The organism is Verrucomicrobia bacterium CG1_02_43_26 (genome assembly GCA_001872735.1).
Taxonomy (GTDB): domain Bacteria; phylum Verrucomicrobiota; class Verrucomicrobiia; order Opitutales; family CG1-02-43-26; genus CG1-02-43-26.
The window spans coordinates 143,467-163,736 of record MNWT01000016.1; the positions used below are offsets into that span (position 1 = coordinate 143,467).

Here is a 20,270-nt window from a genome sequence, read left to right on the forward strand (position 1 = left end):
ATGCCAAAAGACCAATCAATCATGCTCCGGAACAAGAGTAAATCTCTTTCTCAAACAGTCTGGATGTTGCTATTTTTATTTATAACCACAATCTGTTTTGGAAAATGCGAGTGGCCTCAGGATAATAGTGATCTTACGCCTGACCCCAGTGTCACTTTTGGATGTCTGGATAATGGCTTTCGATACGCTATCAAACATAACGAAGAGCCTCCTGGTCGGGTTAGTTTTCGATTATACGTTAATACCGGTTCGCTCATGGAAAAGGATTCTGAACAAGGTATAGCCCATTACCTCGAGCACTTAGAGTTTGAAGGCAGTACGCATTTCCCTCCCGGAGAAATGATTAAGTATTTTCAGCGCATAGGAATGTCCCACGGAGCAGATACCAATGCCCACACCTGGTTAGATGAAACCGTATATAAATTAGATTTGCCCGATCACACAGATGAATACTTAAAAAATGGCTTTACCGTCATGAGAGATTTCGCGGGGGGGCTAGACCTTCATGAGGACATCATTAACAGAGAACGCGGTGTCATTCTTGCGGAAAAACGCCAACGAGACTCTGTTTTTTATCGCACGTATGTTGCGCAGCTGAGCTTTCTCCTCGATGGCACCCTTATCCCAAAGCGTTTACCTATTGGGAAAGAAGAAAACATAGAAGCGTTTGCCCTTCCAGATTTTCAACGTTTTTATAATGAATGGTATACGCCTGAAAGAATGCTATTGGTGATTGCTGGTGATATTAGCCCCAAGGAAATAGTGCCCTACATTAAAGAATATTTTTCTTCACTAAAGTCAAAAAATCCCCCTCAAGCTAGCCCGGCTCTAGGGGAATTGAGTAACCAAGGCAAAACCGTTGCGTTGCTACACTCAGAGCCGGAAGCAGAAGAAACAAATGTAGCTATTCACAATGTTGTTCCCTTTCCCTATAACTCAGACTCTAAAGCACGGTTTGTTGAGGAACTCTCGGTATCTGTAGCAAATGTAATGATGAATCGACGTCTCTCTATTCTCAGCAAGGAAAAGAATGCTCCTTTTACCGTTGGTGCCAGTTATACAACCGAACTAGTAAACGCTTGGATGATCTCTGCGATAGAGCTCACCTGCCAACCCGATAAGTGGGAAGCATGCCTAGGCCTAGCAGAGCAAGAACTACGCAAAGCTCTTGATTACGGCTTCACTAAAAGCGAATTTGAAGAGGCAAAGGCAGTTATCTTGAATGATTATCAACAAGAAGCCGATCAAGCAAAGACGAAGCGATCCCCTACACTCGCCAACGAAATAGTAAAGGAAATTTCCGGTGGCTTAGTTTATTTATCTCCCGAACAAAAATATACGCTTGCGCAAGAAGCCTTTACGATAATCACTCCGGCATCAATTACAGACGTTTTTAGAAAAGCATGGAATCAGCATAGCCGGTATATCTTTATTAGCGGTAATTTATCTCTGAAGAACCCGGAGCAAGAAATCCTTAAGGTTTATGAAAACAGCAAAGCCACTGAGGTAATCGCACCCATTGAAAAAACGATTTTAGAGTTTAAATACACAGATTTCAAAGAACCGGGCAAAGTGGCCAGTATCGTTTATCAGGATGATTTAGATATTTACCAAATCCGTTTTCAAAACAACGTTTATCTCAATCTAAAAAGTACAAAATTTGAGGCAAACACCATACAAATTTCAGTACGCTTTGGGGGCGGTCTGCTTGAATCCATAAAAGACAAGCCTAGACTAGATGTACTCACCAACATGACCTTCATTCAAGGAGGCTTACAAAAGCATAGTATAGATGAGTTAACCACGATTTTCGCAGGCAAAACCGTGAGTGTAAACTTTCGAGTAGATAATGATGCGTTTGCGTTGTCAGGAATAACTTCTCCGGTAGACTTGCGTGACCAACTAAACCTCATGCTAGCCTATATTATTGAGCCGGGATACCGAGAGGAAGCATTGCGCCAAGCTCATAAAGAAATTGACCAGCTTTACATTCAATTAGCTAACACACCTGAGGGCATTATGCAAAACCAAGTAGCCCGTTTAATTACAAGTAACGACAATCGTTTCGGCTTCCCTGAAAAAGTTGTTCTTCTGAGTTACACCCTAGATGACGTTCGCGATTGGCTAAATGAGCCTCTATCCAACGGATTTATGGAAATTTCTATTGTAGGAGATTTTGATATAGAAGCCGCCATTAGAGACGTAGCACTTACTTTTGGTACCTTACCTGAAAGAAATAAAATCAAACCAAATTTTGAAAAAGAACGTCTAGTTTATTTCCCCAAAAACATACATGAAAAAACTTTTCTCTTAAATAGTGAAATCCCCAAGGCGCTTGTCGCCATCTATTGGCCAACGGATGATACTTGGGACATTTCACAAACACGTAAATTAGGTATACTCGCCAATATTATTGATGAAAGATTACGAATAGAGTTGAGGGAGAAAATGGGAGAAACGTACACTTCTTTTGCGATGATTGATGCCAGCGAAACATTTAAAGACTACGGGTACTTGTTGGCTATTTCAATTGTAGACCCCGAGAATATCGATATTATCGCAGATGCCACGTTAAAGGTGACTCAAGATTTATACGCCAATGGCATTACAGAAGATGAATTTGAGCGGGCCATAAAACCAACGATCAACAATGTAAAGGTTTCAGCACGAAATAATAAATACTGGCTGAATCTCGTTTTAGGGCGCTCTCAGGAATATCCGCAACGACTGGATTGGGCCAGAAATCGCCTTCCTGAATTTCTATCCTTTACCGTAAAGGATATCATGGATGTGGCCAAATCGTTTTTAATTAACAAAGACGCCTTATTAGTCAAAATTACCCCTGCAGGCAACTACGATGAAGATGCCGCTCAACCGATTAACCCCAAAGACAACAAATCGCAATGAGACAACCCCTATTCTCACGTTACACAAATCTAAATGGCTGGATAATTTGCCTCCTGTTTATCATTATCCTAACAACTATTACCCAATATATCGCGCGCAGTCCCTTGGTGGGAGTGGATGATGCCAATATATATTTTGTATATGCTAAGAACTTTGTTAATGGGCATGGCTTTGTCTATAACATCGGCAGTGAGCATGTTGAAGGATTCTCCGCCACCTTATGGGTATTTGTCTGCGCCCTAGGCTTTTTAATAACGGATAACCCCGAGTTTTTAATTCTGTGTTTTAATGTCGTTTGCGTAACAATACTCGTTTTTGCCTACCTGCATTTTTTCAAAACCAAACTTGTAAACCTTTTTCACGACAAGCCATTCACGTTTAAAATTTTATTCTGGGGATTTTTATTCACGCTTATATTTGAACTTCCTTTTTGGTTCTGGACAACCATATCGCTGATGGAACCTGCTTTGTGGGCTCTCATCATCAATGGATCCATGCTCGCACTTCTTCACTTTATTCATTTAGACGAAAAAGATCAGATCTCCAAAATAAAAAACTACGCGTGGGGATGCTCGTTACTGATTATATTCGTTGTGCTAGGACGCCCGGAAGGGATGGCTTGGGGATTGATTATTCCAACTTTGTTTTTGGCTAACGTATTTTTTGTTAAAAACAGAAGCAAAGGACAACTCGCATGGTGTCTATTACCTTTCGTATCTTATTTAGTAACAACCGGAATTTTAGTCAGTTGGCGAGTGTATTACTTCGGGTACCCGCTACCTAACCCTTACTACGCAAAGGTTTCTTCGGATATTTGGTACAATATAAACAATGGGCTCTTGTATCTTCTTGATTTTGTTCAGGGGAATTATTACATTCCGTTGGTTATTTTATTTTTAAATTTGTGGGGTTGGCTTTATGTTTACAAGCGCTTTAAGCATAGCGGTGAATTAGCTGCCATCGATCGCGCGTATTTAACGCTCTCCTGCTTTCTCTTTTGCCCTATCGCTTTCAACATATATAAAGGGGGCGATCATTTTGAGGGCTATCGCTTCTTGCAAACAATATGGCCCATGCTTTTCTTGGCCTTTGTATACTTTGTTGCCCTTTCTAAACAAACGGTGGATCGAACCGTATTATTTTCTCTAGGGCGCTTGAGGCCATACGTGTACGGTTTTCTCATCGGGCTTTTTTTCATGGCCGGTGTCCATGTTTGGGTAAATTGGTATGAGCGTAACCCTTTTATTATACGATTGTCTCAACAAGGTCGTGTTGCGGGTGTCTTTCTTGAAAACTTGTTTAAAGACCGGAAAGCGGGTTTGCCAACGCTAGGGATTATTCCCGCCGGGGGTTATAAGTACGGGTACAGCGGGATGGTGTATGATTTAATTGGATTGAATCTTACGTCTATCGCGCATAATGGCGCTTCCCACACGGGCGAATGGCACCATGCAGCTTTTGAGCAAAAGGATTTCTATCGGCTAAAGCCCGATATACTCTCCCCACGCATTGTTATCGGCGAACCAAAGACATGGAATATCGCGGTAACTGAAAAGTTTTTTGTGAATCGCTATTTAAAGAATTTGGCTTTGTATAAGCGTTTCTGGGATAACTACCGTTTTGTCTTTATTCAGAACAAGAATATGCAAGCGAGCTACAACACATCTGATATCACCGGAGCATTTGGTGTCATGGTTTTCTTGAAGAACGATTTGTACGAAGAACTTAAGAAACGCGATGACGTTCTGATGTCGAACATAAACGTCATCTTCCCCGAGGGACTGTATATGGAAGATCCGGTACCCGAAATTAGCCAATAAGAGCTAGTCCATAAACAAATTGAGCTGCTGTTGAGAGGACGCTTCTTCCTCGACAGCGCTTTGTTTTATTAAAACACGATCTTTACGATAAGGTGTTTTTTTAAGATGCTGGCGAAGGCTCACACCTTCATTTTCTAATTCAGCAAGTACTTCGTTGGCACGGTCAATAACGGATTTCGGAAGACCGGCAAGACGAGCCACCTGTATACCGTAAGACTTATCCGCCGCACCGGGGATGACTTGCCTTACAAAAATAATTTCATCATTCCACTCTTTAACCGAAACAGAGAAGTTACGTAAACGGGGAAGTGAGCTTTCCAGCTGTGGCAGTTCATGATAATGGGTAGCAAAGAGTGTACGAGGACCCTCTGCCTCATTACTATGTAGGTGCTCAACCACTGCCCATGCGATGCTCAAGCCATCATAAGTGCTGGTACCTCGGCCAATTTCATCCAGAATGATGAGGCTTCGATTCGTGCAGTTGTTTAAAATATTAGCCGTTTCGTTCATTTCGACCATAAATGTGGAATTGCCACGGGAAAGTTCATCACTGGCACCAACTCGGGAAAAAATCCTATCTACAATACCAATGCGGCATTCGCTTGCGGGAACCCATGAACCTATTTGCGCCATAAGCGTAATCAAAGCAACCTGGCGAATATAAGTGGATTTACCGGCCATATTTGGCCCTGTGATAACAGCAATTTGATCCTGAGAAGCGCTTAAATAAGTATCATTAGGTACAAATTTATGGCTGCCACCCAAGCCAAGACGAGTCTTACTGAGCATCTGCTCAATAACAGGGTGTCGTCCTTGTTTGATATCAAGCGCATCGCTTTCATCCAACATGGGGCAACAATAATCCCAGTCTCGCGCAACTTGAGCCCAACCGGTAAACAAATCTATTTCGGCGAGCGCTTCAGCTGTTTCTGCCAATTTGCTGCTGTGTTCAAGCACTTGAGCGAGCAGTTCATCATACAAAGCCTCTTCGCAGCGCAACGCCTTTTCCTCTGCTTCCAAAATTTCTTTTTCCTTGGCTTTAAGTTCCTCGGTGTAATAACGCTCGGCATTAGTCATGGTTTGTTTACGGACATAATGACTGGGCACGCGATCGATATTCGATTTCGTGACCTCGATAAAATAGCCGAAGGACCCGTTATATTTAACGCGAAGATTCTTGATACCGCTTGCTGATTGCTGCTGATGTTCAAATTCGGTAAGCCAGTTTTTGCTATTATGGGTCAGATCCAGCAAACGATCCAACTCTTTGTCATATCCCTTTTTGATCACTCCGCCTTCCTGCAGTTTCGTAGGCAGCTCTTCATTTAAAGCGCTTATTAGCAAATCGCACAATGCTTCAAATGTCGTGATTTGATTAGCCAGAGCTCGAACGCTCATTCCTTCAAATTCAGTCAATAACCTATAGATATCCGGCAACAAAGCTATCGTATCACGAATGCCCGCAAGCTCACGCGGATTACGAGAACGGTTTTGGAGTCGTGTCAAAATACGAGTAATATCTCTTAATTGAGCCAGCTGTTCTCGGAGTTGCTCGGCTAACGAAACTTCTTCCACAAATTCACCGACACAATTTTGCCTGCGTTTTAATTCAAGGATATCAATAGCCGGAGTCGCTAAAAATTGTTCCAATAAGCGGGCTCCAGCTGCCGTCACCGTGGCATCCATTGCCTGAATCAGTGAGCCTTCGCGAGTATTTTGACTGGAAGAAAATATTTCCAGATTACGTAGTGTAGCAGGATCCAGGATTAAAGAGCGCTCGCTCTTATATTCACGTATACTAAATAAATTTCTTGGGCGGCTACATAAGCTCTCTGTAGCATAATAGACTAAAGCGCCCGCGGCTCCTAAAGCATTATGCTTATGTGCTATGCCAAAGCCATCTAGGCCTAGAACACCTAATGTTTCGATGACAGTACGCGCGCCACTAACAAGGTCAAACTGGAAGTCAGCCACATGGGAAATTACCCTTTCTTGAGAAAAGTAATTAAACTTCTCCATAAAATCCTCACGCCATGCATCAGACTCCCAACTTTTGTGCGCCCATTCAGGCAGAACAATCTCCTGAGGGTCAATTGAATAAAATACGGAAAGAAGATTATCGTAATTCTTATCCGAAGCGATTTGAAAGTCGCCGGTAGATAAGTCGAGCCAAGCTGCCTGCAGCTCTTGATCAACAAACGTGATCGCAAGCATATAATTATTACGAGAGGCTTCTAATTGAGAGGATTCAATACGTGTGCCTGGTGTTAGCATACGGGTAACTTCCCGTTTCACAAGCTTACCAGGTTGTGGTGAATCGACCTGATCGCAAATAGCTACTTTTTTACCCATGGCGAGAAGCTTATTAACATAAGTTTCGGCAGCATGGTAAGGGATCCCGGCCATCGGATTTCCGTTACGATGAGTTAATGTGAGACCAAGCAGTGATGATGCCTCCTTTGCATCCTCCAAAAAGAGCTCATAAAAGTCTCCCAAACGAAAAAGAAGGAAAGTGGCAGCAGGTAATGCCTCTCGAATAGAGAGGTATTGCTGCATCATAGGCGTAAGTGTACTATTATTCTCTTTTATCATAATCAGATGACACCCGTGAAATTTAATTACACATATGCGCATTTGCAATAATGGAATGGCTATTGCCTTGCCCAAGCCTCCAGGAAAACCTGCTAAGCCATACGTTTGGCTGTCGTTTGAACTTAGAGATCGGTAATATATAACCATAGGGTCCCCAAAAATAGAAACGATATGTGATGAATAAATGCGTGGCCTTCGAAGCCAAGCAACAGATATTAGTAGAGGTAGCTTTCATTATACAAACAATAGTTTGATGGGTTAACGTTGATCAGTAGGTTGGGTATTCTTTGAATGAGGAAATTCAAAGGCCAAGATTGTAATATAATAATTTCATAACAGTCAATTATTTTCTGTAAAAAAACTAATAAAAAAGCCTATTATCGTGTTTTAATTTTACAAAAGCGCCAATTTCAGGCAAACTATGCTCAGCTCTCATTCCTACTGTCCAAAATTATTTACTTTTCTATAGTTGTTGGCGTGTGGCATAGTTAATTTTTCCTAGAACTGATTTTTGAATGAAAAAGAGATCCTTGCCCTTATATTTTTTAGCCATGCTTTTTGCGACTACGTCCTTAATGGGAAAGGAACGCGGGAAACATGTAGATAACTTTGCCAGACTCTATGATGAGCGCTTGCGATCCTGTGTTGTGGTGCAATACACGGTTAAATATTACTTAGATCAAGAAAAGAAAGTGGTGAACGGGGTTGTCATTGATAATGAAGGGACAATCGTCCTCAACAGTTTTGATATACCGAACAACGTTTCAATAGAGCAGCTTTCGGACTTCAAAGTATACCCTTTATGGAAGCGTTCTCAAGGGCATGAAGCCGAATATTTAGGATCTGACAATCTCCTGGAGCTTCATTATCTGAAGGCAAAAGGAGATGTGGTGAAGGAAATGAAGTCCATTCGTGATTATAAACGCGCCACCGCCAAACAAGGCGATCCCGTGTGGGGAATCAGTGTGCTTGAATTTCAGAATGATTGCTATGAGAGTGCGCTGCATCGAAGCCAAGTGAGTTTCATTGACCATTCGCCCTACCGTGTCGGCTGGGCACAAAGCTTTGTGTGTACCGCGGGAATGCCTACGTTTAACCGAAAAGGCGAATTTGTGGGTTGGGGAATTTTACCCCTAAACTCTCCCTATCAAATCGATATTAATGGCCAAAAGTATATGACCCAGCTGACTCCTAGTGGACGGACCGAACGTTTCTTATTTGCGGAAGACTTTTTTCACTACCTAAAGGGCGCTCCTAAAAACATAGGCGGAGATCCTATTCCCTCCATTGGTGTTATTGGAGCAGACCCCTTGAACCCGAAAGCGCTCGCATTTTTCGGGCTAGAGGAAAGTTCTGGGATTGTTATTGGCAACGTTGTGGAAAACAGCCCGGCCAGCAAATCCGGTATACTGCCCGGGGATATTATATTAGGTATCGATGGACTCCCAATACCCTTTTTTGCCGCATCATACGCATACCCGGAGTATCTGGCTCTGCTCATTCGAGAAAAGAAAATCGGTGACAAGGTAACCTTTCAAATCTTTAGAAACCGAGAAATAAAGGATTTCGAAGTCGTTATAGAAGCTGCCGCTAAGGGCCTGAGCCAAGCGAAACGGGAATACCTGCCCGAGTACGGCATGGCACTTAGGGAGTATACCTTGGATGATGGCGTTAAGCGCAATGTATTCAAAGCGGATGCCGGAGGCGTAATTGTTGATTTTGTAAAGTATAACAGTCCCGCGGATGATGCCAGCGTTAAGCCGGGAGACTGGATTAAAAGAATAGATGACCATGAGGTTACGAATTATGCAGATGCCATAGCACTCATTCACACAGCAAAAGACGACACCAGTCGAAAGTATTTTATATTGCTTGTACAACGGGATAATGAGACAAGGGTATTGAGAATACGAAAATAAAAGGGCACATGAAGCACAGTTTGGAACAATTAGTTGGCCACTTGGGCAAGTTGAAAGCGCGCGGGGCGAAATCTGTAGCAGTATCGGCCGAGACCTTGGAATCATTGCGCAGTGCGGTTTCAGGAATCAAGCATATAGAAACGCGTACCGAAGCTGAGGAAATACCCCATACTAAGGAAGTTGCTGTCGACTTCGTAAAAAATGAGTCCCCTAAAGAGGCGAAAGAAAAGCCCGTTGAAAAAACTTTGGAGAAAATAACTGCATTTACCTTGCCGGAAGGAAGTAAACAGGAACGTTGGGAATATTTGAGAGATAGAGTGACTAATTGTCCTATTTGTACCGCACACGTAAAGCCGGGTAAGAAAGTCGTTTTTGGTGTGGGATCGTTAGATTCAGAAATCTTTTTCTGCGGCGAAGCCCCTGGAGCGGATGAAGAAACACAAGGAGAGCCTTTTGTGGGAAAAGCCGGGCAACTATTGACAAAGATCATAGAAGCGATGGGGTTGAAGCGATCGGTTGTTTATATAAGTAATATTATGAACTGGCGGCCAGAGATGCCGACTCCTTTTGGCAATAGACCGCCTACTCAAGAAGAAATGGAGGTCTGCCTGCCTTACTTGAAGGCTCAAATCGAAATCGTACAACCCAAAGTGATTGTAGCCTTGGGAGCTACCGCCGTAAGCGGCCTCCTGGGCGCGGCTCCAAAAAGGCGCATGGGCGATGTACGCGGCAAGTGGCTGGAATTTGAAGGCACGCCGTTAATGATCACTTTCCATCCTTCCTATTTACTACGTAATGACACCCTAAAGACGAAGAGAATGGTCTGGGAAGACATGATGTCTGTTATGGAAAAAATTGGTATGCCGATATCCGACAAGCAGCAGCAATTCTTCTTGCAGAAGTAAGCATTGATTAATCAGTTATTGATTTCATTGACTACAGGTAATCTTTACGGTTTAATATTTTCACTCTACTGAAAGCATTATCGCATCAACATACTACGTCATGATTCATACTAAAAAATTCATTAAAACAATACATACTAATTCTCACATTACTGATTCTGATAATAAATCACTTAATACCGAAAAAAACGAGGACAAGGATACTCGGACTATTAAGTTAATTACAAATGAGCATAAAGTGTTCTTTCCATTGGATGTTATTTTCTACTTAAGCCAGTTTATGGGGCTTAAGAATTTCTTGCTGTTTACGAGCGTGAATCGTTCTGGTTTAGATTGCAGAAAGAAATTGAATCAATATGGGATCAATATTGCCCTTTTTGAGTCAAAAAACATAAAGAAGCTTTTAAAGCATCCCAAGCTATCTACCGAAATTCAGCTTAAGGAATTGTCATACTTATATCCCAAAAAAGGGAAACAGAAGTTTAAGCACGCAATAGCCAATCAGTTATATCTTCGCCAGATAAAAATCCAAAGTTGTCTATGGAATACCCATTTGGGGATCACGCCTCAAAAGATTATACTTTTTAGCGATGTTGAAGAAAAAACGGAAAAAATGGTTCAACTTGAAACGATTATAAAGAATCTCAAAACCACAGGGCACTATAAATGTGATACGATTCCCCTATGTGAAGCTTTCTTAAACGGTTTAACAGAGGAAGAGGCTATTAAAGTCGCTACAGTAATGGAAAAATATCCCAATCATGATATAAATTACAAAATGGTCACTGAACTCAGTCACCTTTCAGAAGAAGCCATAGATCAGATCCTTATCAAAGGAGCATCTGTTTTCTGGAAGAATGTTAATCACTACACAATTAAGCTGATTAAAGAGTATTCCCCTGATCACGAAACAATTAAGGGTGCCGTTATTGCGCTTTGCTTGGGCGGCTTATGTCTAGCGGGCAGCACCTCTCAATACTGGCTTTCGGTACAGTACCCAGAATTGAATTCAGCATACTTCTACCCGCTCGCGTAAACTAAATAAAGTTGTGTCCTTGACGTTGTGGGCATTCAACGTATTATAATTATGGGTAGCTTCGGGAGTATACCTGACACAATTAAGCCAAATCTTATTTCACATGGATAATAAAGACCAGATGACGCAAAAGAAGCCGGATTGGCTGCGCGCAAAACTACCCTCTAGCCCGGAATACAAGTCTGTCAGAAAACTCGTTGATGATAATGAGCTGCATACCGTTTGCCAAAGTGCTCAGTGCCCAAATATGGGAGAGTGTTGGTCTCGCGGAACCGCAACCGTGATGATTTTAGGGAACGTGTGTACCCGCTCTTGTACTTTTTGTGCCATTCAGACAGGTCGGCCAGGGACCGTAGACATCGGAGAGCCAGCCAGAGTCGCAGACGCAGTTGCAAAAATGGGGCTTAAGCACACCGTTGTTACCTCTGTTGCACGTGACGATTTAAAAGACGGTGGAGCTTCTATATGGGCTGCTACGATACGCGCGATTCGTTTTCGCTGCCCGAACACCGCAGTGGAAGTGTTGATTCCAGACTTCCAGGGCAAATCGGAGCAGATGGATATCGTTCTTGCCGCAAAGCCTGACATTTTAAACCACAACATGGAAACGGTAAAGCGTTTGCAGAGGCCCATTCGGAAAACAGCTACCTATGATAGAACCCTGTGGGTACTTGATTACGCCAAGAAAAAGGGCTTTGTGACCAAATCTGGCATTATGTTGGGCATGGGGGAACAGAAAGAAGAAATCGCAGAAACTTTGCGGGACTTGCGTAGTATTGGCGTAGATATCATTACCATTGGCCAATATTTGCGCCCTTCGGAAAAGCATACCCCGATTGATCGCTGGGTGACGCCAGAAGAGTTTAATGAATGGAAGGAGTATGGCCTTTCCATTGGAATTGGTGTGATTGAGTCTGGCCCGTTGGTGCGTTCCTCATATCACGCGGAAGAACAATCTGAAGCTTATGGGCTGACAGGATCTCGTGTGCGTACAGATCAGGCTATATAGACCCCTTTTTATTTTTTTATTATCGATTCTATTGTATTATTTAACGACAATTACTACCTATGGATTCTTTTCCTAACTCCAAGCGTGTCTATATAGAAGGCAGCAGGCCTGATATAAAAGTCCCTATGCGGGAGATTTCCCTCTCCCCTACTCACCATGCCAACGGCACTGTTGAAGAAAATGAGCCGTTGCGCGTATACGATACCGCTGGACCTTGGGGTGATGAGGATTATGAAGGCGATGTGACTAAGGGCTTACCCGAGTTACGGAAAACATGGGTTCAGGAACGTCAGGATGTTGAGGAGTATGAGGGGCGTGAGATTAAACCACTTGATGATGGGTATTTGTCCGACAAGCATAGAGAGCACGCGATTGAGAAGAATAAGCTGCAGACGTTTACAGGTCATGAGCCTAGAAAGTTCATGCGGGCCAAGGGTGGCAAAGCAGTTACTCAGCTAGAATACGCCAGGCGTGGGGTGATTACTCCGGAGATGGAGTTTGTGGCGATTCGAGAAAACATGCGTTTACAAAATGCGCGCGAAGCATTGGAGATGAACCCGGCAGCGGCTCAGAACGATTTACGCATTCAACATGTCGGACAGTCCTTCGGAGCAAGTATACCGAAAATAATTACGCCAGAGTTTGTGCGTGATGAGATTGCAAGAGGTCGTGCGATCATTCCTTGTAACATTAACCACCGTGAACTAGAGCCCATGATTATTGGGCGCAATTTCTTGGTAAAGATTAACGCTAATATTGGGAACTCAGCCATTACTTCCTCCATTGAAGAAGAAGTTGAAAAACTACGCTGGGCGGTGCGCTGGGGAGCAGACACCGTAATGGATCTCTCTACGGGCAAGAATATTCACCAGACCAGAGAGTGGATTATTCGTAACTCCCCTGTGCCAATCGGTACAGTACCGATTTACCAAGCCCTTGAAAAGGTAAACGGTAAGGTAGAAGACCTGAATTGGGAGATTTTTAGAGACACGTTAATCGAACAAGCTGAGCAAGGCGTAGATTACTTTACGATTCATGCCGGCGTACTCTTACGCTATATCCCTTTAACGGCTAAGCGGATGACGGGGATTGTTTCCCGTGGTGGGTCTATCATGGCCAAGTGGTGCCTGACGTACCACCAGGAGAATTTCCTCTATACCCATTGGGATGAGATTTGTGAGATTATGCGCGCGTATGATATTTCGTTCTCAATTGGCGATGGCCTAAGGCCTGGCTCGATCGCGGATGCTAATGACGCGGCGCAATTCGGAGAACTCAAAACCCAAGGCGAGTTGACCAGACGCGCCTGGGAGCTCGGTGTCCAAGTGATGAACGAAGGGCCGGGACACATCCCCATGCACATGATCCAAGAGAACATGGAGAAGCAGCTTAAATGGTGTGATGAAGCACCTTTCTATACGCTGGGGCCATTAACAACAGACATTGCACCTGGGTATGACCATATTACGAGCGGTATAGGAGCAGCTTTGATCGGATGGTACGGTTGCGCGCTTCTATGTTATGTGACACCCAAAGAGCACCTTGGATTGCCGGACAAGAATGATGTGCGTGACGGCGTGATCACTTACAAAATTGCGGCCCACGTGGCAGACCTTGCTAAAGGGCACCCCGCGGCACAGTATAGAGACAATGCCCTTTCTAAAGCACGCTTTGAGTTTCGTTGGGAAGACCAGTTTAACCTTTCCTTGGATCCGGAACGAGCAAGAGAGTTTCATGACGCTACCCTCCCCCAGGAGAAAGCGAAAACAGCTCACTTCTGCTCGATGTGCGGACCCAACTTTTGCTCCATGAAAATATCCGAAGACGTGCGTAAGTTCGCAGAGTCCGGCATGGAAGAGAAGGCCAAGGAGTTTGTCGAACAAGGAAGCGCACTGTATACGTAGGCGTTAATATCTATTCAATAAGATGGCGATATACTGCTGCAACCCGTTGTTACTATTCCCGCAAGAGAAATGTGGTTATATGAAAATGAGGCTGCCAATCGTTCCGTTGATCGAGGCCTTAAAGAGGCTGGCGAGGGCAAGGCTAAATACTTGGGCTCCTTTGCAAAATACGCAAAAGACTAATATAGCCACCACATGGATTTCAAATTGCTTTTTAATCCTGAAGCAGAATCCCAGCTTGGCGAGATCCTCAACAATAAATCCGATATAGGGCGTGCGAAACAAGTTAAAAAGGCGTTGCACCTTATTGAAACAAACCTGAAGCAGCCTTCTTTACAGGTACATATATTTGAGTCTAAAAAAGACCCAAATGGAGAAAAGTATGTGAGGCTTACGCCCAAAATAAAACACCTGGTGCTTACCGTATTTTCTTTTATTTTGGCCCAGATGAAACAATAAAAAGCAAACGGATACCGGTTATTACTATTATCGCCATAACACCGCATCCGTAGCAATTACTAAACGGGTACGGGTAGCGCTCTGGGGTCGAGAGACGCATGCTTTTGAATCATGACTGTCTTATTTCCATATTGCCATAGGGGATAAACGAGCTATACTTGTTTTTTTTCTAAATGCTATGAGTAAGAAACGAGTAAAAAAGGCCACGGAGAGCAATACGGTTCAGTCGAATTATAGGAATCGCACGAAAAAGAATAATACCCCATTCAATCAGAAGGGAATTTCTGTTGTTCAAAAAAAGGGAAATAGCAACGTTACAGCAAAAACCTCAAAAATCGAGCCAGAACACACTAGCTTATTTACGCGCAGTGCTTGGGCGGGTTATAAAGTAGTCGATTTCTTACTGCCGGTACCTTCATTTTTGTTTGATGGATTTAATATATATGGAAAGTATTTGGTGGGATTAAACACTCGGGACGTGAAAGATCTTACAGCCCAAACCGTCTGGAAGAACTTGAAGTGCCTCTCACTGAGCAAAGCGTTTGAGACAGGGAAAAGCGTTTTGTGGCATTCAAAGAACCTGGCCTTTATTGCGGGCGTTTCTGCGCTAAACTTCTATGTAGCTTATGCATTGATGGGGTCTTTAGATGAATCCTTTTCAACATTATCAAATACAATCCACTCAACAGGCCTAACTGCCGAGCTTTTTGATGCCGCCTATTGGCCCGTGATGACCGCATTAGGTGCGTTTGTAGGAAGTCAAGTGACAGCTTCAACCTTCAGCACCGTTTTTGAGCATATATTCTCTACCGAGATGGAAATTGACTTAACCAAAGAGTGGATTGATTCCGGCGCTTGTTACGGGATGAAGTATATTGATATAAAGAAAAAGGGGAAAGTGAATGCGCCACATATTCTTTCTGCCGACATTAAGAGCTGGGCTGGTCAGATAGGTTCAATGTTGGCTGAGTGGATTAAAACATGTGCTTCATTCGCACTTGCCGCTAAAACAATTACAAACATTTTGGGTTTTGATATTATAAAGAAATGTATAGGGATACTCCTTCTTGTAAAACTTGCGGTCGCGACATGTAATTATTTTATTCAACTGTATTTTGAACGAGGGGCACGCATACATGATCAGTTGCATGGGAAGTTTCATGATGTGGATAGGTCAGCAGAATCTATTCTACTAAAGCAAGGTCAGCAATATGAGATTGGTATTCTATCGGGATTGTTTGATAGACTACTTAGTCTCAATATTAAGTTTGCCGGGGTGTGCCTGATTAAAAATCTCATCACAACGATCTTCAGTGTCGGCGGTTTTGCCTTGGGGATATATTTATGCAAAGAAAAATTGATTGGCGGTCTCATAAAAGGTGCAACGGCTGAACTTGTAGCTAAACGTGTTTATGATCTGTTTAATTTTGTCTGTTGGAAAGAGGCGAACTCTAAATGGATAACTGCAAGCAAAGTGGACATAGATCGCGTAGAAAGGCTTGTGGAATACATAAAAGCATGGGAACAGAAACAACTCGACAAAGGCAAAAATTTTAAGACTCAGGTGACTCAAGAAATAAAATTTGAATTTGACGGCACGATTGGGAAGATAGATGCTGAAGGGCATTTTGCAAAAGGGAAAATAAGCCTGAAAGCCGGGGATATCTGCCAATTGAGCGGAAAATCCGGTGAAGGAAAATCCACTAGCATACGGGCATTCGCTGGCCTTTACCCAGCTGTTAGCGGTCAGATGACTACGCATGAAAACATGTATTTTATTCCTCAAACCTCTTATATACCCAGAGGTAAAATAAGCTTGCTGGATATTATTCAGTACCCTGAAATCGGATCTGTTAACAAAGAGAAAAAAGAACAAATCGTTGGATTGCTCAAAAAATTTGGATTTGATGATAAACGATTTATTGACCATATCGACGACAAGGAAACGGATTGGTCCGGCGTGCTCAGTGGCGGAGAGCGCCAACGATTAGCGTTAATCGCCGCGATCTTGTGCCTTCTAGAGAAGCCTGGAATGCTGATTCTAGATGAAGCCACTTCTGCTATTGATCAAACAACGAAACTCATGATCGAGAAATACATGAAAGATAATTTACAGAAGAGTATTATCCTTTTCGTAGACCATAATCATAGCGGAAACTTTGCGAATAAAGTTATTCCGATAAATGATCTAAGCGCAGCGTACTCTTTAAATAAAGAGTAAAGCCCTACTCTACCTTTTCTTTCTGTGGTTTTGAAAAATGCCCCTCACGATAGTGGATCAGGAATGAGGCGAAGTATGTGCAAATTACAAAAGAAATACTGCTGACCATAGCAATAGCGGCAAACTGGTACATACTCGTCATATAGTCATATAACCGATACAGAATACCTAGTGTTGTTATAGCACCCACAATGTAGGAGGAGAGTTTATAGTCTAGTATACGCGCTTCGTCTTTCTGTGACTCTGGATTAAGCGCTTCATCCGTCTCTTGTGATTCTAGATCAATCCTTCCCTCGCCCCTATTGTTGTCTTCGATGATACCAAGCTCACGAAGGCACAACCATTTTTCAACTGTAAAACGTGCCTGCTTCATAATCGGATCTTTAGAAAAAGCATTAGCCAGCTCTGAGTTACTAACGTACTCAACGACTCGATTAAATAAACGATTAAGAGACCTTATGGGATTCTCCTGGCAAAATGCGATCAATTGAATGCAAGCGTCTTGATGTGGTAAGTTGAAGTTCATCAGAATAATAAGGGTTTGGGTATTCAGGACATCTATGATGTCGGAATAAACAATGGCAAAAGCAAAATTGCAAATCAAACATTATTGAAATTTTACTTTTATTTATCAATGGTTAGCATATGATGAAAGAAATTATAACAGTGACTCGATGAAAGCTAAATTTCAAAAAAAATGTTTTTCTTTCGTGTTTAAGCCAACAGGCTGGCAGGTAAAGCTAATCCTTGCATTGCTTGTCGTGGCAGGTGCCACGCTTTATATTCTGGGGTATATTGACCCCGCGATTGCCTATCTGGATTCAGAAAGATTGACCTTTCACATAGGCTATTATGAAGTGAGCGTATATGGAATACTCCAACGCCTAGGGCTCATTATTCTTACGCTTTGGCTGACGCATTTTGTGTCTGTGTTTATCGATAGCAGACTACGAAAATTAAGGGTAAGAGCGGGCAACCGGGCGCTAATTGCAAAAGCTGTTCAAATATTACTGTACTGTATTGCGTTTCTCGTTGTCTTGAGGATTTTAAACCTGAATCTTTCTGCACTGGCCATTTTTGGTGGGGCACTCGGTATCGGTATCGGCTTTGGCTTACAGAAGATCGCTTCTAACTTTATCAGCGGGCTGATCCTTTTATTTGAATCATCTGTAGAAGAAGGGGCTATGATAGAGCTTCCTGACGGTACCGCAGGATATGTGCGCTATATTGGGGCACGCTATACACTCATTGAGCAGTTTGATAGTAAAGAAGTAATGGTTCCAAATGAGGAGTTCATAACAACCAGAGTCATTAATTGGACATACTCGAATAACCAGTCTCGTGCAGAAGTCTTGGTTGGGGTTTCTTATGGCTCCGATTTAGATCAAGTACGAGAGCTATTATTAGCAGCAGCGAAAGAGCACCCGATGTGTAGCTTGGCACCCGAGCCCAGGTGCTATTTGACTGAATTCGGGGACAGTTCTGTCAATTTCCGGTTGCTATTCTGGGTTGAAGATGTTCGTAAGGGTAGGCTTCAGCCCAGAAGTGATGTCATGTTCTCTATATGGAACAAATTCAAAGAGCATAATATACAAATTCCTTTCCCTCAAAGAGACATCCACATAATTAGAGACAAGGACGGTAGCGTAGATGAATAATCATATCATTTGGGCATTTGCATTTGATGAAAACGGGAATGCACGTCCTATCAAAGAGGATGAAGTTGCTAAGGAGGTGGAGGCAGAACATTTAACCTGGGTACACCTCGATGCTAGCAATCCGCGAACTAAAGGTTGGCTGGAAGAAGAAACTTCTTATCTTGACCCGTTTATCACAGACGCGCTTTTAGTGGATGAGACACGACCTCGGGTAACTGAGATTGAAGATGGCGCCATTATGATCTTTCGCGGTGTGAATTTAAACGCAAACGAAGACCCCGAAGACATGGTGTCTGTGCGCTTATGGGTAGACGATTGCCGTATTATTACCTTACAACGACGCGATGTGAAAGCATTGTCTGAAATGGTAGACAAACTGAAGTCCAGTAAACGCGGACCCAAGACTGCAGGCGACTTCATTTGTATGCTGGTAACACGTATGTTTGAGCACATGGAGCCCGTACTCGCAACCCTTGAAGAACGTGTTTATGAAATCGAAGAATGCCTTTTAGATAACCCGGACTACAGCCTACGGGAAGGTATTGTAGAGGTTCGAAAACAAGCAATTATGTTCCGGCGCTATATGGCTCCGCAACGAGATGCTATCACTCATTTATACTCCTCCGAAGTCTCATGGCTAGACACAGTCAACATACGCCACTTACAAGAAAATTATAACCGCATCATGCGATATGTGGAAGACCTGGATGCCGTTCGAGAACGTTGCCAGATCGTTCGAGACGAACTCGCAAACGTCCTTTCCGACCGTTTGAACAAGAACATGTATATCTTGTCTGTTATCGCTTCTATCTTCCTTCCCTTAACCTTCTTGACGGGTCTGTTTGGAATAAACGTTTCAGGCATCCCAGGTGCTTATAATAACAATGCATTTGTTATTATAACAGGAGCTATGGTTGCACTGACTCTGATACAAGTTGTTATATTCAAGAAACTTAAGTGGTTTTAGCGAATTTAGCTTTGATTGTCTTTCCTTGGCGGAGTATTATTCTCAACACACAACAAACCCATCATTAAGTTATGAATAAAAGCAATAATGGAAACAACTCATTTAAAAATTTTATTAACAAAATTCCTTCCCTTCTTACTAGAAAAGGAAGCAATAGTGGTAATGAAGGAAATTTGACACCCACTAACACAAAAGAAGATCTGGGTGAATTAGGCAACAAGGATTTCAAACATAACAACAGTTTTGAGCTCTATAAAAAGAAAAAGAATAAATCAGTAATCCTCGAAAAAGAAAAAAATATTGAAAAAAGAGAAATACTGGTAAACGAAAAGAAAAGCGAAGGCGAAGACGAGCCCCATCTCAAACTCGAAGTGCAACAGTGTGGTAAAATACTGTTGCAATGGAAAAACGATACAAGCACTTAACCTTAGAAAAACGACATATAATTCAACGCATGCTCCGTGAGAGAGCCAGCATGCGGGCAATTGCCCGCATGCTGGAAGTAACTGTCTCGACGATTAGCAGAGAAATCAATCGCAATAAATGCGCTGAAACAGACGAATACTCTTCCTGTCACGCGGAAAAGTTGCGGCTTGAAAGAAAACCCGCCCCGGGCTCAAAAATAGAACGCTCCAGGGATCTGCAAACACTGATCGAAGACATGCTTGCAATGGAAATGTCTCCGGACGCTATTGCCCATCGACTGAAGCAAGAAGGATCTTGCCATGCCATCAGCCACGAGTCCATCTATAAATGGATCTATGGCGTGGCTTACGAAAGAGCCCTCTATCGCTATCTCTACAGAAGAAAACGAAGGCGTGGAAGAAGACCTTGTCTGAAAGCTCCTCGTGAACGGATACCCGATCGGGTATC

At 42.9% G+C, this 20,270-nt stretch carries 13 protein-coding genes and 2 pseudogenes; 13 read left to right on the forward strand and 2 right to left on the reverse strand.

Going from position 1 to position 20,270, the window contains the following annotated elements:
- Both AUJ82_06450 and AUJ82_06455 read left to right on the forward strand, forming a co-directional pair.
- A complete protein-coding gene (locus AUJ82_06450; protein OIO59405.1) occupies window positions 1-2,907 on the forward strand; it encodes a hypothetical protein in 2,907 nt (968 codons plus the stop codon).
- Window positions 2,904-4,727, forward strand: a complete 1,824-nt coding sequence (locus AUJ82_06455) for a hypothetical protein (protein ID OIO59406.1) — start codon at window positions 2,904-2,906, stop codon at window positions 4,725-4,727. The genes AUJ82_06450 and AUJ82_06455 overlap by 4 nt, the downstream gene beginning before the upstream one ends.
- Window positions 4,728-4,730: 3 nt before the next feature.
- Here the strand turns inward: AUJ82_06455 and AUJ82_06460 are convergent, their stop codons facing one another.
- Window positions 4,731-7,319: a DNA mismatch repair protein MutS gene (locus AUJ82_06460; GenBank protein OIO59427.1), complete on the reverse strand. Its 2,589-nt coding sequence runs from the start codon at window positions 7,317-7,319 to the stop codon at window positions 4,731-4,733.
- Window positions 7,320-7,870: 551 nt separating this feature from the next.
- Between AUJ82_06460 and AUJ82_06465 the strand changes: the two genes are divergently transcribed.
- The 7 genes and pseudogenes from AUJ82_06465 to AUJ82_06495 all read left to right on the forward strand — a co-directional run bounded on the left by AUJ82_06465 (window position 7,871) and on the right by AUJ82_06495 (window position 16,772).
- Window positions 7,871-9,238 carry a hypothetical protein gene (locus AUJ82_06465; protein ID OIO59407.1) on the forward strand — a complete coding sequence of 456 codons (1,368 nt, stop codon included), beginning with the start codon at window positions 7,871-7,873 and terminating at the stop codon, window positions 9,236-9,238.
- 8 nt (window positions 9,239-9,246) lie between these two features.
- Entirely contained in the window at window positions 9,247-10,143 is an 897-nt protein-coding gene (locus tag AUJ82_06470) for a hypothetical protein (GenBank protein ID OIO59408.1), read from the forward strand.
- 100 nt (window positions 10,144-10,243) lie between these two features.
- Window positions 10,244-11,179, forward strand: a complete 936-nt coding sequence (locus tag AUJ82_06475; protein ID OIO59409.1) for a hypothetical protein — start codon at window positions 10,244-10,246, stop codon at window positions 11,177-11,179.
- A 103-nt stretch (window positions 11,180-11,282) separates the two neighbouring features.
- Window positions 11,283-12,188, forward strand: a complete 906-nt coding sequence (locus AUJ82_06480) for a lipoyl synthase (GenBank protein ID OIO59410.1) — start codon at window positions 11,283-11,285, stop codon at window positions 12,186-12,188.
- A gap of 59 nt (window positions 12,189-12,247) precedes the next feature.
- Window positions 12,248-14,092, forward strand: coding sequence for a phosphomethylpyrimidine synthase (locus AUJ82_06485; protein ID OIO59411.1), 1,845 nt, complete (start codon window positions 12,248-12,250; stop codon window positions 14,090-14,092).
- A 195-nt stretch (window positions 14,093-14,287) separates the two neighbouring features.
- Window positions 14,288-14,604, forward strand: a pseudogene (locus AUJ82_06490) (hypothetical protein).
- Window positions 14,605-14,729: 125 nt separating this feature from the next.
- Window positions 14,730-16,772, forward strand: coding sequence for a hypothetical protein (locus AUJ82_06495; GenBank protein OIO59412.1), 2,043 nt, complete (start codon window positions 14,730-14,732; stop codon window positions 16,770-16,772).
- A gap of 4 nt (window positions 16,773-16,776) precedes the next feature.
- Here AUJ82_06495 and AUJ82_06500 read toward each other — a convergent pair whose 3' ends face one another.
- The gene (locus AUJ82_06500) at window positions 16,777-17,298 is read right to left on the reverse strand and encodes a hypothetical protein (GenBank protein OIO59413.1); all 522 of its coding nucleotides are present in this window, start codon (window positions 17,296-17,298) and stop codon (window positions 16,777-16,779) included.
- 148 nt (window positions 17,299-17,446) lie between these two features.
- On the opposite strand from AUJ82_06500, the gene AUJ82_06505 reads away from it, so the two are divergent.
- The 4 genes and pseudogenes from AUJ82_06505 (at window position 17,447) to AUJ82_06520 (ending at window position 20,270) form a co-directional block, all read left to right on the forward strand.
- On the forward strand, window positions 17,447-18,430 hold the full coding sequence (locus tag AUJ82_06505) for a hypothetical protein (protein OIO59414.1): 984 nt from the start codon (window positions 17,447-17,449) through the stop codon (window positions 18,428-18,430).
- Complete coding sequence (locus AUJ82_06510; protein ID OIO59415.1) at window positions 18,423-19,397, forward strand: zinc transporter ZntB; 975 nt, start codon at window positions 18,423-18,425, stop codon at window positions 19,395-19,397. The genes AUJ82_06505 and AUJ82_06510 overlap by 8 nt, the downstream gene beginning before the upstream one ends.
- Before the next feature lie 71 nt (window positions 19,398-19,468).
- Entirely contained in the window at window positions 19,469-19,822 is a 354-nt protein-coding gene (locus tag AUJ82_06515) for a hypothetical protein (GenBank protein OIO59416.1), read from the forward strand.
- 29 nt (window positions 19,823-19,851) lie between these two features.
- Window positions 19,852-20,270, forward strand: a pseudogene (locus AUJ82_06520) (hypothetical protein).